The organism is Streptomyces sp. NPDC051569, from assembly GCF_044454085.1.
GTDB lineage: Bacteria > Actinomycetota > Actinomycetes > Streptomycetales > Streptomycetaceae > Streptomyces.
Window position 1 is genome coordinate 521,042 of the sequence record NZ_JBITDJ010000001.1, and the last position, 16,490, is coordinate 537,531.

The window sequence follows — 16,490 nt, forward strand, 5'->3', positions numbered from 1 at the left end:
GCGGTGGGGCCGCCGGGGCCGGCCGGACGAGCCGTCCCGGAAGCCCCGGGGAGCCTCCCCCGGCGGTCTTCCGGACCCCCGGCGCCGACAACACCCCTGGTCGTCACGGAGAGTAGAAGAACTATATCCCTGAGTGACGACTCTGGTGTATCGTCCCGATCTGGGGGCTGCGCCGCGCGCGGGGCGGCACGGCGGAGCGATCAGATTCCGAGGGGCGACGGACGATGTGTGGCCGATGGAGCAACGATCCGACGCGGCAGGGACGCCAGGAACGCCAGGGATATCAGGGGTGCCGGGGATGTCCGGGGCAGGGTCGGCGGCCTCCGGATGCCACGGCTCCCAGACCGGCCCCGACAGCAGTGGCCGTGACGTCTCCCGGGGCGCTCCGGTGAGCGCCGAGGGCGTGCTCACCGGCCGCCGCCCGCTTCCCGGCGGAGGGACGGGGCTGATCGCCCAGCTCGTCCTCGCGCTGATCTGCGGAGGCTACGCGGCCGGTGCGGCGCTCGGCTGGGGTTCTCCGGAACTGGCCCTGTTCATGGGCGATTTCGGGCTCAGCATCGCCGCCCTGATCGCCGCCGTCTCCTGCTTCTTCTACGCCCGGGGCCGCGACAGCCGCTTCCGGCCCGCCTGGCTGCTCTTCTCGTTCTCCTCCGTGATGGCCTCCGGGGGGAACGCCGTGTGGGGCTGGTACGAGGTCGTCCTCCACCGGTCCGTGCCCAGCCCCTCCCTCGCCGACCTCTTCTTCCTGTGCTTCGCGCCCCCCGCCATCGTGGGCCTGCTCGTCCTCGCCAAACGCCCGGTCAGCAAGGCCGGCTGGGTCTGCCTCGCGCTCGACTCCTGGCTGATCGGCGGCTCGCTCCTCACCCTCTCCTGGAGCCTCGCCCTCGCGCACACCGCGCACTACCGGGGCGAGAGCGTGGCCCAGGCGGCGCTCTCCCTCGCCTACCCGCTCCTCGACATCGTTCTGGTGAGCATGGTGCTCGCGCTGCACTTCCGGCGCGCGACCGGCAGCCGCTCCGCCGTGAACACCGCGATCGCCGCCCTCGCCCTCACCGTGCTGTGCGACGCCCTGTTCACCTCGCCGCTGCTGCGCGAGACCTACCGCTCGGGCCAGCTGCTGGACGCCGGCTGGTTCGCCGGCTCGCTGCTCCTCGCCTACGCGCCCTGGGGCGTACGCCGTGGCGTGGACACCGTCCCGTGTGCCCGCCAGGTGCGCTACGCGGGCCGTCCGGTCGCCGGCTCGCTCGCCGCGCTCACCCCGTACCTCGCCGCCGCCGTCTGCACCCTGGGAATCCTCTACAACGTCATCGAGGGCCGCCGCGTCGACCGGGTGGTGGTCCTCACCGGCTCCACGGTCGTGCTCGCCCTGGTCGTACGGCAGGGCATCATGCTCGTCGACAACGTGGCGCTCACCCATGAACTGGCCCAGAAGGAGAACCACTTCCGCTCCCTGGTGCAGGGGTCCAGCGACGTCATCATGATCGCCGAGCCGTCCGGCAAACTCCAGTACGTCAGCCCCGCCGCGTCGGGCGTCTACGGACGCGAGGCCGAGGAACTCATCGGCGCCGAACTCTCCTCGATCATCCACCCGGACGATCTCGGCCGCGTCGTCCACGAAGTGCGGCGGTTCCTGGCCGCCTCTCCCTCGGAGGAGCCGACGACCCGGATCGAATGCCGCTTCCAGTCCGGCACCGGGGGCTGGCTCAACGTGGAGTCCACCGTCAACCGCCACGAGGGCGGCCTGCTCTTCAACAGCCGCGACGTCACCGAACGGGTCAGACTCCAGGCCCAGTTGCAGCACAACGCCGAGCACGACCCGCTGACCGACCTGCCGAACCGGGCCCTGTTCACCGAGCGGGTCCGGCAGGTGCTCTCCGGCCGCCGGGTCACCGACCCCGGCACGGCGGTGCTCTTCATCGACCTCGACGGCTTCAAGGGCGTCAACGACCGCCTCGGTCATCAGGCCGGGGACGAACTGCTGATCCTGGCCGCCCACCGGCTCCAGGACTCCGTACGGGCCGGCGACACCGCGGCCCGCCTCGGCGGCGACGAATTCGCTGCCCTCGTCCTCGGCGACGGGAGCTCCGACCAGGCGGTCCGCGAGTGCCAGGTCCACGAGATCGCCGACCGGCTGCGCCTCAAGCTCGCCGAGCCCTATCGCATCGACGGCGGCGACGTCCGGGTGGCCGCCTCCATCGGCGTCGCCTTCGCCGAGCCCGGTGTCACCCCCACCGACCTGATGCGCAACGCCGACCTGGCGATGTACCGCGCCAAGGCAGGCGGCAAGAACCGCGTCGAGCTCTACGCACCCCAGATGCAGGCCGACGTCGTCCGCAGGACCGAGCTGGCCGCCCGGGTGCGCACGGCGCTGCACGACGGGGAATTCGCCCTCCTCCACCAGCCGGTCGTGCACCTCGGCACCGGCCGGGTCTCCGCCGTCGCCGCCCAGGCCCGCTGGCGCTCCGCCCAGGGCACCCTCTTCACCCCGGCCGAGTTCCTCCGTACCGCCGACGAGAGCGACCGCACCGCCGAACTCGGCCGCTGGCTCATCGAGGAGGCCGTCGCCCAGGCCGCCGAGCGCGGCCTGGCAGGCCACCCCGCCGCCGTGTCGGTACGGCTCCCGGCCCGCAGGCTGCTCGACAAGTCCCTGCCGCTCGGCTCCATCGAGGCCCTGCTGACCCGGCACGGGCTGCCCTCGGGGGCCCTGATGATCGAGCTGGCCGACAGTGACCCACGCGGCTCGCTGGACGAGCTGGAGCACCGCCTCGTCGCGCTGCGCCGGCTCGGTGTACGGATCGCGCTCGACGGCTTCGGCAGCGGCTACGCGGCCATAAACGCCCTGCGCCGGCTTCCCGTGGACGTACTGAAACTGGACCGCGGCCTGGTGGAGGGCGTCGTGGAGTCGGCCCGGCTGCACAAGATCACCGCAGGGCTGCTGCGCATCGCCGGCGATCTGGGCATGCAGTCCGTGGCCGACGGCGTGGACGTCCCCGAGCAGGTGCTGGTGCTGCGCGCCATGGGATGCACCCACGGTCAGGGGATGGCCTTCTCCGGCCCGCTCGACGAGTACCGGCTGCGCCGCGCCCTGGTGCGAGGGGTGTACCCGCTGCCGGCCGGCGCCGCCCGGCCCGCTGCGACCGGCGGCACCCTGCCCGTCCGGCACCCCCGCTCCCCGGTCTCCGACCGGATGGCGCACCCCACCATCCGCTCAAATGCTGAGACGCCCGTCCCACCTCCTTGACATGGATGGCGCGCCGGAGGGAGGGTCAATGCCATGCGCACCCGAATTCTCGTACTTGGAAAGCGCGTCGGCTGAAGCGGAGTCTGTTGCCTGACTCCGTGGACCACACCCGACGCGCTCCCCTCGCTTGCCTCACGGCACGAGGGGTTTTTTGTTGCACCGGACCATTTCAAACCATCGCAAACCTCAGCTTCGAGAAGAGAATGCCGATGACCGAGCAGGCCACCGGGGCCCACCATCCGCAGCCGCGGGCCCGTAACGGCGGACCGTCCTCCGCCACCGTTGAGCACGTGACGGGCGCGCAGTCACTCATCCGTTCCCTCGAGGAGGTCGGGGCCGACACGGTATTCGGCATCCCGGGCGGCGCCATCCTCCCCGCGTACGACCCGATGATGGACTCCACCCGCGTGCGGCACATCCTCGTCCGCCACGAGCAGGGGGCGGGCCACGCGGCCACCGGATACGCCCAGGCCACCGGGAAGGTGGGCGTCTGCATGGCCACCTCGGGTCCCGGCGCCACCAACCTGGTCACCCCGATCGCCGACGCGCACATGGACTCCGTGCCGATGGTCGCGATCACCGGCCAGGTGGCCAGCAGCCACATCGGCACGGACGCCTTCCAGGAGGCGGACATCTGCGGCATCACGATGCCGATCACCAAGCACAACTTCCTGGTCACCAAGGCCGAGGACATCCCGCGCACCATCGCGGAGGCCTTCCACATCGCGGCCACCGGCCGTCCGGGCCCCGTCCTGGTCGACATCGCCAAGGACGCCCTCCAGGCGCGTACGACCTTCAGCTGGCCGCCCGGCCAGGACCTGCCCGGCTACCGTCCGGTCACCAAGCCGCACGCCAAGCAGATCCGCGAGGCCGCCAAGCTGATCACCCAGGCCAGGCGCCCGGTGCTGTACGTCGGCGGCGGTGTCATCAAGTCCGGCGCCAGCGCCGAGCTGAAGGTCCTCGCGGAGCTGACCGGAGCCCCCGTCACCACCACCCTGATGGCGCTGGGCGCGTTCCCCGACAGCCACCCCCTGCACGTGGGAATGCCGGGTATGCACGGTGCGGTCACCGCCGTCACCGCGCTGCAGAAGGCCGACGTGATCGTCGCCCTCGGTGCCCGCTTCGACGACCGCGTCACCGGCAAGCTGGACAGCTTCGCGCCGCACGCCAAGATCATCCACGCCGATATCGACCCCGCGGAGATCGGTAAGAACCGCGCCGCCGACGTGCCGATCGTGGGCGACGCCCGCGAGGTCCTCGCCGACCTGGTCCAGGCCGTCCAGGCCGAGCACACCGAGGGGACCCTCGGCGAGTCCGCCCGTACCGGATACGCGGCCTGGTGGAAGGACCTCAACCGCTGGCGCGAGACCTACCCGCTCGGCTACGACCAGCCCGGGGACGGCACCCTCTCCCCGCAACACGTCATCCAGCGGATCGGGCAACTGGCGCCGGAGGACACCATCTACGCCGCGGGTGTGGGCCAGCACCAGATGTGGGCCGCGCACTTCATCGAGTACGAGAAGCCCGCCACCTGGCTCAACTCCGGCGGCGCCGGGACCATGGGCTACGCCGTGCCGGCCGCCATGGGCGCCAAGGCCGGCCGGCCGGACCGCACCGTCTGGGCGATCGACGGCGACGGCTGCTTCCAGATGACCAATCAGGAACTCACCACCTGCGCGCTCAACAACATCCCGATCAAGGTCGCCATCATCAACAACGGCGCGCTCGGGATGGTCCGCCAGTGGCAGACCCTCTTCTACAACCAGCGCTACTCGAACACCGTGCTGCACGCCGGTCAGGAGACGGAGGGCGGCCCCAGCGGCGGTACCCGCGTCCCGGACTTCGTGAAACTGTCCGAGGCCATGGGCTGCGTCGCGATGCGCTGCGAATCCCCGGACGAGCTGGACGCGGTGATCGCCCAGGCGAACGCCATCAACGACCGGCCCGTGGTCATCGACTTCATCGTCCACGAGGACGCCCAGGTCTGGCCGATGGTCGCCGCGGGTACCTCCAACGACGAGGTCATGGCGGCCCGGGGCATCCGCCCCGACTTCGGCGACGACACCGACGACTGAGCGAGAGAGACCGACACATGTCCAAGCACACGCTCTCCGTCCTGGTGCAGAACACCCCCGGCATCCTCGCCCGGATCGCCGCGCTGTTCTCCCGCCGCGGCTTCAACATCGACTCGCTCGCCGTCGGCGTCACGGAACACCCCGACATCTCCCGCATCACCATCGTGGTGAGTGTCGACAAACTCCCCCTGGAGCAGGTGACGAAGCAGCTCAACAAGCTCGTCAACGTCCTGAAGATCGTCGAACTCGAGCCCACCGCCGCGATCCAGCGTGAGCTCGTCCTGGTGAAGGTCCGCGCCGACAACGAGACCCGCTCCCAGATCGTCGAGATCGTGCAGCTGTTCCGCGCCAAGACCGTGGACGTGTCGCCCGACGCCGTCACCATCGAGGCCACCGGGTCGACCGACAAGCTGGAGGCGATGCTCAAGATGCTGGAGCAGTTCGGCATCAAGGAGCTGGTCCAGTCCGGCACGATCGCCATAGGGCGCGGCGCGCGGTCCATCACGGACCGCAGCCTGCGGGCCCTCGACCGCAGCGCCTGAACGAAGCGCCTGAACGAGTCGTTCCACACCCCGGGTCCGGTCCGGTTCGTATGCCGAGACCGGGCGACCCGCTCCACCCCGCCCGCCGTACGGTGGGACGCAAGCCGCACCATGCCGAAGCTGTGGTTGTTCCACGCAGCGCACACCAAGGAGAAGAACCAGTGGCCGAGCTGTTCTACGACGACGATGCCGACCTGTCCATCATTCAGAACCGCAAGGTCGCGGTCATCGGTTACGGCAGCCAGGGCCACGCCCACGCGCTGTCGCTCCGTGACTCGGGTGTCGACGTCCGGGTCGGTCTGCACGAGGGCTCCAACTCCAAGGCCAAGGCCGAGGAGCAGGGCCTGCGCGTGGTGACGCCGGCGGAGGCCGCCGCCGAGGCCGACGTCATCATGATCCTGGTGCCGGACCCGATCCAGGCGCAGGTCTACGAGGAGTCCATCAAGGACAACCTGAAGGACGGCGACGCGCTGTTCTTCGGCCACGGCCTCAACATCCGCTTCGGCTTCATCAAGCCGCCGGCCAACGTCGACGTCGCGATGGTCGCCCCGAAGGGCCCCGGCCACCTGGTCCGCCGTCAGTACGAGGAGGGCCGCGGCGTTCCGTGTATCGCCGCCGTCGAGCAGGACGCCTCCGGCAAGGCGTTCGCGCTGGCGCTCTCGTACGCGAAGGGCATCGGCGGCACCCGCGCCGGTGTCATCAAGACGACCTTCACCGAGGAGACCGAGACCGACCTGTTCGGTGAGCAGGCCGTGCTCTGCGGCGGCACCGCCGCGCTGGTCAAGGCGGGCTTCGAGACCCTGACCGAGGCCGGCTACCAGCCGGAGATCGCCTACTTCGAGTGCCTCCACGAGCTGAAGCTGATCGTGGACCTCATGTACGAGGGCGGCCTGGAGAAGATGCGCTGGTCCATCTCGGAGACCGCCGAGTGGGGCGACTACGTCACCGGCCCGCGCATCATCACGGACCAGACCAAGGCCGAGATGAAGAAGATCCTGGGCGAGATCCAGGACGGTACGTTCGCGCAGCAGTGGATGGACGAGTACCACGGCGGTCTGAAGAAGTACAACGAGTACAAGAAGGCCGACGACGAGCACCTGCTGGAGACCACGGGCCGTGAGCTGCGCAAGCTCATGAGCTGGGTCGACAACGAGGACGCGTAACACCGTGTGGGTGGGGCCCCGTCAATCTGACGGGGCCCCACTCGCGTGACGCCGACGTGGGACCGCACGTACGGGTGATCCTGCTGTTACAGCGGGGATTTCGCCGAGCCGCAGCACTACACTGCTCTCCACATACGCGTCAGGCCCACAGCGTCGTGCGTCTTCCACGCGGCTGACCAGCACACCCCCTCCACCGCCTGCGGCCGTCGGGACGGCCGTCCGCAATGGGATTTGTGAGGACTCACGTGAGCTCGAAACCTGTCGTACTCATCGCTGAAGAGCTTTCGCCGGCCACGGTCGACGCACTCGGCCCGGACTTCGAGATCCGGCACTGCAACGGCGCCGACCGCGCGGAGCTGCTGTCGGCGATCGCCGACGTGGACGCGATTCTCGTCCGCTCCGCGACGAAGGTCGACGCCGAGGCGGTCGCCGCGGCGAACAAGCTGAAGGTGGTCGCCCGCGCCGGGGTCGGCCTCGACAACGTCGACGTCTCCGCCGCCACCAAGGCCGGCGTGATGGTCGTCAACGCGCCGACCTCGAACATCGTGACCGCCGCCGAGCTGGCCTGCGGTCTGCTGGTCGCCACCGCACGCCACATCCCGCAGGCCAACACCGCCCTGAAGAACGGCGAGTGGAAGCGCTCGAAGTACACGGGCGTCGAGCTGAGCGAGAAGACCCTGGGCGTCGTCGGCCTCGGCCGCATCGGTGTGCTGGTCGCACAGCGCATGTCCGCCTTCGGCATGAAGATCGTCGCGTACGACCCCTATGTGCAGCCGGCCCGCGCCGCCCAGATGGGTGTCAAGCTGCTCACGCTCGACGAGCTGCTGGAGGTGTCGGACTTCATCACCGTGCACCTGCCCAAGACCCCCGAGACGCTCGGCCTGATCGGCGACGAGGCACTGCACAAGGTCAAGCCGAGCGTGCGCATCGTCAACGCCGCGCGGGGCGGGATCGTCGACGAGGAGGCGCTCGCCTCCGCCCTCAAGGAGGGCCGCGTCGCCGGTGCCGGTCTGGACGTGTACACCAAGGAGCCCTGCACGGACTCCCCGCTCTTCCAGTTCGACCAGGTCGTCTGCACCCCGCACCTCGGAGCCTCCACCGACGAGGCGCAGGAGAAGGCCGGTGTCTCGGTCGCCCGGTCGGTCCGTCTCGCGCTCGCCGGTGAGCTGGTCCCGGACGCGGTCAATGTCCAGGGCGGGGTCATCGCCGAGGACGTTCGCCCGGGGCTGCCGCTCGCCGAGAAGCTCGGCCGTATCTTCACCGCGCTCGCGGGCGAGGTCGCGCTCCGCCTCGATGTCGAGGTCTACGGCGAGATCACCCAGCACGATGTGAAGGTGCTCGAACTCTCCGCGCTCAAGGGCGTGTTCGAGGATGTCGTCGCCGAGACGGTGTCGTACGTCAATGCCCCGCTGTTCGCCCAGGAGCGGGGTGTCGAGGTCCGGCTCACCACGTCGAGTGAGTCGCCCAACCACCGTAATGTGGTCACGGTGCGCGGCACCCTCACCGGCGGCGAGGAGGTGTCGGTCTCCGGCACCCTGGCGGGTCCGAAGCACCTGCAGAAGATCGTCGCGATCGGCGAGCACGACATCGATCTGGCGCTGGCCGACCACATGGTCGTGCTGCGCTACGACGACCGCCCGGGCGTGGTCGGCACGGTCGGCCGGATCCTCGGTGAGGCCGGGCTGAACATCGCCGGTATGCAGGTCTCGCGCAAGGAGGAGGGCGGCGAGGCGCTGGTCGTCCTCACCGTCGACGACAACGTGCCGGCGGCGGTGCTCACCGAGATCTCCGAGGAGATCGGCGCGGCCTCGGCCCGCACGGTGAACCTGACCGGCTGAACCTGACCGGCTGAACCCGGCCTGCTGAACCCGGCCTGCTGAACCCCGGCCCGTTGAACCTGACCGGCGGTGAACCTGGCCGGTGGTTGGATCTGACCGGCTGAGTCCGGCCGGCCGAGTGTGACCGCTCATGTGAGGGGCCCGGTGTCCACCGGGCCCCTCACGCGTTCTCCGGGCCGGGCGGCTGTCGCCGGTCCGCCGGGTGGTGGGAAGACGGGACCAACGGGGACAATAGGGATATGGCGGTCGGCTCGTACCGGCCGGCCGCTGTCCACGCCGGGCAGGCGTCCGCCTGTCTCACGTTGCTGAGTGATCAAGGAGCGACCATGGCTGGACAGTTTGAGGCGACCACGGAGATCGACCGGCCCATCGAGGAGGTCTTCGCCTTCCTCGCCGACGGCAGGAACGACCCGAAGTTCAGCCCCAGGGTGCAAGAGATCATGAAGACTCCGGAGGGCCCCACGACGGCGGGCACCGTCTACCTGAGCACGGTCAAGGACGCCGGGATGACGACCAAGCGGGAGTTCCGGATCAGTGAGTTCGATCCGCCCCGCAGGATCCGCTGGACGGAGACGTCCAAGAACCTCGTCACGTCCAAGGAAGGCGGCTACGACCTGGAGCCCGCCCCGGACGGGAAGACCAAGGTCCGGATCTACAACGTCCTGGAGGGCCACGGCGTCGGCAAGCTACTCACCGGCTTCGCACTGAGCGCGGCCCGCAAGGACGCGCCCGCCTTCGGCGACCGCATCAGGACCGCCGTCGAGGAGGAGCAGGTCTGAGACTCCCGGCACGGACGTACCCCCGCCCCACCGAGGTGGAGCGGGGGCGGAACGGGTCTGTCAGTAGGGGCCGTTCACGTTGTCGATCGAGCCGTACCGCGCGGCGGCGTAGTTGCAGGCGGCGGTGATGTTGGCGACCGGGTCGTAACTGTCCATCGACGTGCCGGGTACGTGATACGCCTGGAAGGTCGGGTCGATGACCTGGAGCAGACCCTTGGACGGAGTTCCGGCCGCGGCGTTGGAGTCCCAGTTGTTGATGGCGGACGGGTTGCCCGAGGACTCGCGCATGATGTTGCGGTGGATACCGTCGTAGGAACCGGGAATGCCGTGCGCGGCCATGATGTCCAGCGACTCCCTGATCCAGCCGTCCAGATCGTCGGAGTACGTCTTCTCGGCCGCCTGGACGACGGCGCCGCCGTCCGCGGTGGGCCCGCTCTCCGTGGCGGCGGGCGCGGCCTTCTGCCCGGCGGCGGACGGGGCGGCCGTTCGCGGCGCGGCCGTTCGCGGCGCGGCCTTCTCGCCCAGGACCAGCGTGAGGCCGGGGTGGATGAGTGACGGATTGCCGCCCACGGCCCGCCGGTTGTCCTGGTAGAGCTTCTTCCATCCACCGCTCAGCGCGTGGGCTTCCGCGATCTTGGAAAGGGAATCGCCCCGGACCACGAGGTGGGTCGCGGGGGCTTCCCGCAGAGCGGTTTCCTTCGCGGCGGCGGCGGTGACCGCGGTCACCGGGTGGGCGCTCACCTGCCGGGCCTGCGGAGCCGCCTCGGCGGTGGTCGCGGCTATCAGCGGCAGGGCCAGTGCGGCGCTGCCCGTGCCCGCGGCGACGAGACGCCGGGCGAGCGGGCTGCTTCCGGGACGACGGTGCTTTCCCTTGGTGGGCATGACGCATTCCTCTCCGTCGCCTGCGAGGTGAGCTGTCGGGTTCGGGCTGGAGATGCCCGGCCGCGCTGTGCGCGCGGCTTCACCCCGAGCCGATCCGGATCGCGGATCGGCGACTTACCTGGGTTCCCCGCTCCTGCCGGAAGTGAGTGGGTGTGGTTTCCGGACGGTGGCAGGATTCGGCGTCCATCCGGATGTAGGTGAACCTAAGCGGGAATCTCCGGGCGAAACAAGTCCTGAATGTGCGGCTCCATGTCATCAATGAATCGGGTCGGGAAACATTCGGTTAATCGCTCGGTGCCGGAGAACTCAAATTCCTTTCCCCTGAGGGAAGTCGGTGGAGGGACCGGGGGAGAGCGGCCGCCTCCCGACGTGACACGGATCACGATCGGGGCGGAAATGCCTCTCTGAATGACACCCGAAAGTGATCGATTTGCGTGAAAGGTACATTCCGCCTTCGTGGGAAGAATGGTCTACTTCGCCCGTGCGGGAGTCCCGTGCGGGAGTCCCGTGCGGGAGTGGAGTGTCGACGTGACCTTCGGGTCGCGCCCCGGCCGGCGGGAAATGGATCACCCCGCGCGGTGGCGCGGGTGCGGCGGACGAACAGCGGTCCGGTCCCGAATGCGCGGGGCTTTTCCTCTTTCTGATGGCCCGTCGTGCAGCATTCCTTTTCCATGGCACGTCAGGAGAAAGGAGAAACATCCCCGAGCCGCTCGCGTCCGTGTATGTGAATCCATTCCGGGAAGGAACAGGACGGCGCGGACGCGGGCACCCGCGTCCGAACTCACGGGCACTCAGCGGCATGGGGGCGGCGGGCAATTCCGGGCGCCGCCGCCCAAGGCGCCCCGCCCCGCGCCGTATCGGACGCGCCGCCCCTTCCCTCCCGCTCGCCGGCCCGGACCCCGCGTCGCGGTCAGAGCCGGGCGGCCTTCAGGGCCATGTGCAGCAGCAGCCGGTCCTCGCCCTCGTCCAGGTCCAGGCCGGTCAGCTGTTCGATGCGGGAGAGCCGGTAGTAAAGGGTCTGGCGGTGGATGCCGAGCGCCCCGGCCGTGCGGCTCGCCTGGCCCGCGCAGTCGAGGAACACCTCGGCGGTGTGGGCCAGCTCCGCGTGCGCCGGCTCCAGCAGTGGCCGGACCACCGGATCGGGCTCCGGAGGGAGCGCGGTCAGCAGGCGGTACGGGCCGATCGCCGGCCACTGGGCCACCGGGCCGAGGCGGGGCTGGGCCACGGACGCGCGGGCGGCGGAGACCGCTTCCCGCCAGGCCGCGGGCAGCTCCGCCAGGCCCCGGCGCGGCGTCCCGGATCCGGCGGCCGCGCCCCGGCCCGCGCCCTCGCGCAGCCGGGCCAGCGCCGTGAGCGCGGGAGCCAGCGCGTCCGGTGAGCGGAGCCGTACGAGCAGGGCGAGCGCCACGGCGTCCGCCGCGTAGGGCAGCGTGCACAGCGCCGCCGTCCCCGGCACCGCCCGTACCTGCGGTTCCTCTCCCCGCCAGGGCGCCACGCACAGCATCACGTGCAGGCCGTCCGCACTCGGCCCGAGAGCCGTACGCAGCGCCGCGGCCGCCATGTCCCGCTCCCAGCCGCCCCCCGCCGTGAGCACGGCCCGCAGTTCACGCGCCAGATCCGCGCCGGCCTTCACCTCTTCGGCGAGCAGGTCACCGATCCGCGTGGTCACCTCCATGGCCGCGGCCAGCCGTGACGCGCTCGGCCCCGGGGCGGAGTCGTCGAGCAGCCAGACGTATCCGAGCACCGTGCCCCGGTGCCGTACGGGCAGGCAGATCCGGCCCCGGAAGACGCCCGCGTCCGGAACAGCCGGGATATGGACCGGGCCGGTCGCCCGCGCGATGCCGAAGCCCTCGAACCACGCCCGGACCGCCGGTGTGGACTTCCTGGTCATGATCGAGCGGGTCCTGACCGGGTCCATCGCCGCGTCGTCGTCGCTGTCGTGCGCGCCGAAGGCGATCAGGCCGAAGTCGCGGTTCTCCAGGGTCGCGGGCACCCCGAGCATCGCCGAGATCTCGTCGACCAGGTCCTGGTAATCGCCCTTCACCCCGACATTCTCCCACCGCTTTCAGACACATGTCTGAGATCAGGGCCACGGATGCGTGACAGCTGTCGATGGCAGAGGATCGGACCGGTCCCTAGGTTTCACCGTGGTTCTCCGTGCCGTGCCGGAACCGATCGCGGTTCTGTTCCGTTCCGCTACGTACTCGCTCGATCTCTTCCGTGGAGGTGCCCTGTGCTGGGTCCCGTGATCCTTGCCGCGTCGCGCAGCGACAGAATGCGCCGTATCGTCTCGGCCGCCCCGGTCACCAAGCCGGTGGTCAACCGCTTCATCGCCGGTGAGACGGTCGAGGAGACCACCCCCGTCATCGCGTCCAAGGCCGCCCGCGGCCTGGAGGTCACCCTCGACGTCCTCGGCGAGGACATCACCGACCCGGCCGAGGCGACCCGGGCCCGGGACGCGTACCTGCGGCTCATCGAGGCCCTCGCGCCGCTGGAGCTGGGTGTACGCGCCGAGATGTCCGTGAAGCTGTCGTCCTTCGGCCAGGCGCTGGCCGGCGGCCACGACCTCGCGCTGAAGAACCTCGCCCCCGTCGTCGAGGCCGCCGACGCCATCGGCACCACGGTCACCCTCGACATGGAGGACCACACCACCATCGACTCGACGCTCGCCATCCACGCGGAGATGCGCGCGCGCTTCCCGCAGACGGGCGCCGTGATCCAGTCGTATCTGTTCCGCACCGAGGACGACGCCCGGGCGCTCGCCGCCGCCGGCTCCCGCGTGCGGCTGGTGAAGGGCGCCTACAAGGAGCCCGCCTCCGTCGCGTACCAGGACAAGAGCGACGTCGACAAGGCATACATCCGCTCCCTGAAGATCCTGATGGACGGCGACGGCTACCCGATGGTCGGGTCCCACGACCCGCGCATCATCGCGATCTCCCAGGACCTCGCCCACCGCGCGGGCCGTAAGCTCGACGAGTACGAGTTCCAGATGCTGTACGGCATCCGCGAGGCCGAGCAGGACCGGCTGGCGGCCGAAGGCCACCGGATGCGCGTCTACATCGCGTACGGCACCGACTGGTACGGCTACTTCATGCGCCGCCTCGCCGAGCGCCCCGCCAACCTCGCGTTCTTCCTGCGTTCGCTGGTCAGCCGCGGCTGAACCCCCCACCTGACCTACTGATTAAGGAGATACGGCCCCCATGGACGCAGTGACCAAGGTCCCCACCCCGGTCAACGAACCGGTGCACGGCTACGCCCCCGGTTCCCCCGAGCGTGCCCGTCTGGAGGTCAAGCTCAAGGAGCTGGCCGAGAACCCCGTCGACCTGCCGATGACCATCGGCGGCGAGAAGCGGATGGGTGGCGGCGCCCGCGTCGACGTCGTCCAGCCGCACAACCACAAGGCCGTCCTCGGTACCTTCGCCGGCGCCAATGAGCAGGACGCGCAGGACGCGGTCGACGCCGCGCTCGCCGCCGCTCCGGCCTGGCGCGCGATGTCCTTCGACGACCGCGCCGCGATCATCCTGCGCGCCGCCGAGCTGCTGGCGGGCCCCTGGCGCGAGACCATGGCCGCCGCGACCATGCTCGGCCAGTCGAAGACCGCCCAGCAGGCCGAGATCGACTGTCCGTGCGAGCTCGTCGACTTCTGGCGCTTCAATGTGGCGTACGCCCGTGACCTGCTCGCCGAGCAGCCGCCGGCCAACTCGCCGGGCGTGTGGAACCGTCTCGACCACCGCCCGCTCGAAGGCTTCGTCTACGCGATCACGCCGTTCAACTTCACGGCCATCGCGGGCAACCTGCCCACCGCGCCCGCGCTCATGGGCAACGTCGTGGTCTGGAAGCCGTCCCCCACGCAGACCCTCTCCGCCGTGCTCCTGATGGAGCTGCTGGAGGAGGCCGGCCTGCCCAAGGGCGTCATCAACCTGGTGACCGGCGACGGCATCGCCGTCTCCGAGGTGGCGCTGAACCACCGCGAGCTGGCGGGCATCCACTTCACCGGCTCGACCAAGACCTTCCAGCACCTGTGGAAGACGGTCGGCAACAACATCGAGAAGTACCGCTCCTACCCGCGCATCGTCGGCGAGACGGGCGGCAAGGACTTCGTCGTCGCCCACCCGAGCGCCGACCGCGCGATCCTGAAGACGGCGCTGACCCGCGGCTCCTTCGAGTACCAGGGCCAGAAGTGCTCGGCGTCCTCGCGTGCGTACGTCCCCGCGTCGATCTGGAACGACGGCTTCAAGGAGGAGTTCGCGGCTGAGGTCGACGGCCTCACCATGGGTGACGTCACCGAACTGTCGCACTTCATGGGCGCCGTCATCGACGAGCGTTCCTTCGCGAAGAACAAGGCCGCCATCGACCGCGCCGCGGCCGACCCGGCCTGCACGATCATCGCGGGCGGTACGTACGACGACTCCGTCGGCTACTTCGTCCGGCCGACCGTCATCGCCTGCACCGACCCGGAGAACGAGGTCTTCACGACCGAGTACTTCGGCCCGGTCCTCGCGGTGCACGTCTACGACGACGCCGACTACGAGACGATGCTGGCCCAGATGGAGTCCGTCTCGGCGTACGCCCTGACCGGCTCGATCATCGCCGGTGACCGCGCGGCCGCGGCCGACGCGATGGCGAAGCTGCGCTTCGCGGCCGGCAACTTCTACATCAACGACAAGTCGACCGGCGCCGTCGTCGGCCAGCAGCCTTTCGGTGGCGGCCGCGCGTCCGGCACCAACGACAAGGCCGGCGCCCCGCAGAACCTGATGCGCTGGACGCTGACCCGCGCCATCAAGGAGACGCTGGTCCCGCCGACGGACTACCGCTACCCGCACATGGGCTGATCCGGCGGGCGTCTCGCGGGGCGCCGCCGGTCACACCCCGAAGCCGCCCCCGTTCCGGTCTCCGACCGGTTCGGGGGCGGCTTCATGTCGTCAGGGCGGTCGGTGTGATCGGTGTGATCGGTGTGATCGGGGTGGTCGGTCTGGTCAGACCCTGCGCCAGCGGGCCATCCCGAAGGAGAAGATCCCGAACAGCGCCAGTCCCACCGCCACCACGGCCAGCAGCCACGGTCCCGCCGGGGTGCCCGTGAAGGAGCGCAGGGTGTCGTCGAATCCCTTGGCCTGGTCCGGCTCGTACTCCACCGCGGCCCGGACGACGAACACCCCCACCGCCGTGAAGAGCACCCCGCGCGCCGTCCCGCCCCCGACGCCCGTCACATCGACGAACCTGCGGGCCTTGCGTGACATCTCGGCGAGCTTCAGATGCTTGTGGTACTCGCGCAGCGCCGCGCGGGCACCGATCCACAGTCCCGCGACGGCGATCCCGACCCCCGCGATCCCGACGATCCACTGCCCGCCGGGCAGCCCCAGCGCCCTGGCCGTGACGTCCTGGGACTGCTGGTCGCTGGAGCCGCTGCCGCTGCTCTTGTCACCCGCGGCGAACGCCAGGACCGAGTAGGCCATGAATCCGTAGAAGACGAAGCGCCCCGCCGACAGCAGCCGCTTGGTCGTCTTGCGCCCCTCCTGCCCCGCCGCGCCGAACAGGGCCTCGGAGAGCCGCCACAGCGCCATCCCCACCAGCCCGATCCCGAGGACCCAGAGCACGACGGTGCCCATCGGCTTCCCGGCTATCTCCTGCAGCGCGCCGCCCCGGTCGGCCTGTTGGCCACCGCCGCCGAACGCGATCTGCAGGGCCAGCACGCCGATGAGCAGGTAGATCACCCCGCGCGCGCCGAAGCCCCAGCGGGCTGCCGCCTCCATGGCCGGGCTGTTCGCCGCCTGGCGTGCCTTGTCCCGACCGTTGAGTGACATCGTCTGTGCGTTCATGTCGGCCTCGCCTCCCGCCCTCCGGGTGCCCTGGCCCGTCCGGTGGAAACGGCCGGGCGGCGCCCCGGAGCGGGGCGCCGGTCATGATCGCGTCTCAGATAGTAGGAAGTCCGAGTAATCCTGGAGACAGAGCGGCCCGACTCCCTTAGCTTGG

11 protein-coding genes and 1 riboswitch are annotated in these 16,490 nt (G+C 70.1%); of the genes, 8 read left to right on the plus strand and 3 right to left on the minus strand.

The window, feature by feature from the left end:
- Window positions 1-388: 388 nt before the first annotated feature.
- From ACIBAE_RS02220 to ACIBAE_RS02245, 6 genes are all read left to right on the plus strand, one after another.
- Entirely contained in the window at window positions 389-3,241 is a 2,853-nt protein-coding gene (locus ACIBAE_RS02220) for a putative bifunctional diguanylate cyclase/phosphodiesterase (RefSeq protein ID WP_399282000.1), read from the plus strand.
- Between the two features lie 209 nt (window positions 3,242-3,450).
- Window positions 3,451-5,316, plus strand: a complete 1,866-nt coding sequence (locus ACIBAE_RS02225) for an acetolactate synthase large subunit (protein WP_399281846.1) — start codon at window positions 3,451-3,453, stop codon at window positions 5,314-5,316.
- Between the two features lie 17 nt (window positions 5,317-5,333).
- Window positions 5,334-5,858, plus strand: coding sequence for an acetolactate synthase small subunit (gene ilvN, locus ACIBAE_RS02230; protein ID WP_399281847.1), 525 nt, complete (start codon window positions 5,334-5,336; stop codon window positions 5,856-5,858).
- A 161-nt stretch (window positions 5,859-6,019) separates the two neighbouring features.
- The gene (gene ilvC, locus ACIBAE_RS02235) at window positions 6,020-7,021 is read left to right on the plus strand and encodes a ketol-acid reductoisomerase (protein ID WP_399281849.1); all 1,002 of its coding nucleotides are present in this window, start codon (window positions 6,020-6,022) and stop codon (window positions 7,019-7,021) included.
- A 245-nt stretch (window positions 7,022-7,266) separates the two neighbouring features.
- Window positions 7,267-8,859, plus strand: a complete 1,593-nt coding sequence (gene serA / locus ACIBAE_RS02240) for a phosphoglycerate dehydrogenase (RefSeq protein ID WP_399281850.1) — start codon at window positions 7,267-7,269, stop codon at window positions 8,857-8,859.
- 326 nt (window positions 8,860-9,185) lie between these two features.
- The gene (locus ACIBAE_RS02245) at window positions 9,186-9,638 is read left to right on the plus strand and encodes an SRPBCC family protein (protein ID WP_399281851.1); all 453 of its coding nucleotides are present in this window, start codon (window positions 9,186-9,188) and stop codon (window positions 9,636-9,638) included.
- A gap of 60 nt (window positions 9,639-9,698) precedes the next feature.
- Here the strand turns inward: ACIBAE_RS02245 and ACIBAE_RS02250 are convergent, their stop codons facing one another.
- Together ACIBAE_RS02250 and ACIBAE_RS02255 are read right to left on the minus strand one after the other, a co-directional pair.
- Window positions 9,699-10,520, minus strand: a complete 822-nt coding sequence (locus ACIBAE_RS02250) for a transglycosylase SLT domain-containing protein (RefSeq protein WP_399281852.1) — start codon at window positions 10,518-10,520, stop codon at window positions 9,699-9,701.
- A 4-nt stretch (window positions 10,521-10,524) separates the two neighbouring features.
- Window positions 10,525-10,679, minus strand: a riboswitch (cyclic di-AMP (ydaO/yuaA leader).
- Between the two features lie 751 nt (window positions 10,680-11,430).
- Window positions 11,431-12,564, minus strand: a complete 1,134-nt coding sequence (locus ACIBAE_RS02255) for a PucR family transcriptional regulator (RefSeq protein ID WP_399281853.1) — start codon at window positions 12,562-12,564, stop codon at window positions 11,431-11,433.
- A gap of 189 nt (window positions 12,565-12,753) precedes the next feature.
- On the opposite strand from ACIBAE_RS02255, the gene ACIBAE_RS02260 reads away from it, so the two are divergent.
- On the plus strand, window positions 12,754-13,680 hold the full coding sequence (locus ACIBAE_RS02260) for a proline dehydrogenase family protein (protein ID WP_399281854.1): 927 nt from the start codon (window positions 12,754-12,756) through the stop codon (window positions 13,678-13,680).
- A gap of 40 nt (window positions 13,681-13,720) precedes the next feature.
- The gene (gene pruA, locus ACIBAE_RS02265; RefSeq protein ID WP_399281856.1) at window positions 13,721-15,352 is read left to right on the plus strand and encodes an L-glutamate gamma-semialdehyde dehydrogenase; all 1,632 of its coding nucleotides are present in this window, start codon (window positions 13,721-13,723) and stop codon (window positions 15,350-15,352) included.
- A 144-nt stretch (window positions 15,353-15,496) separates the two neighbouring features.
- Here the strand turns inward: pruA and ACIBAE_RS02270 are convergent, their stop codons facing one another.
- On the minus strand, window positions 15,497-16,336 hold the full coding sequence (locus tag ACIBAE_RS02270; protein WP_399281858.1) for a DUF1206 domain-containing protein: 840 nt from the start codon (window positions 16,334-16,336) through the stop codon (window positions 15,497-15,499).
- Window positions 16,337-16,490: the final 154 nt, after the last annotated feature.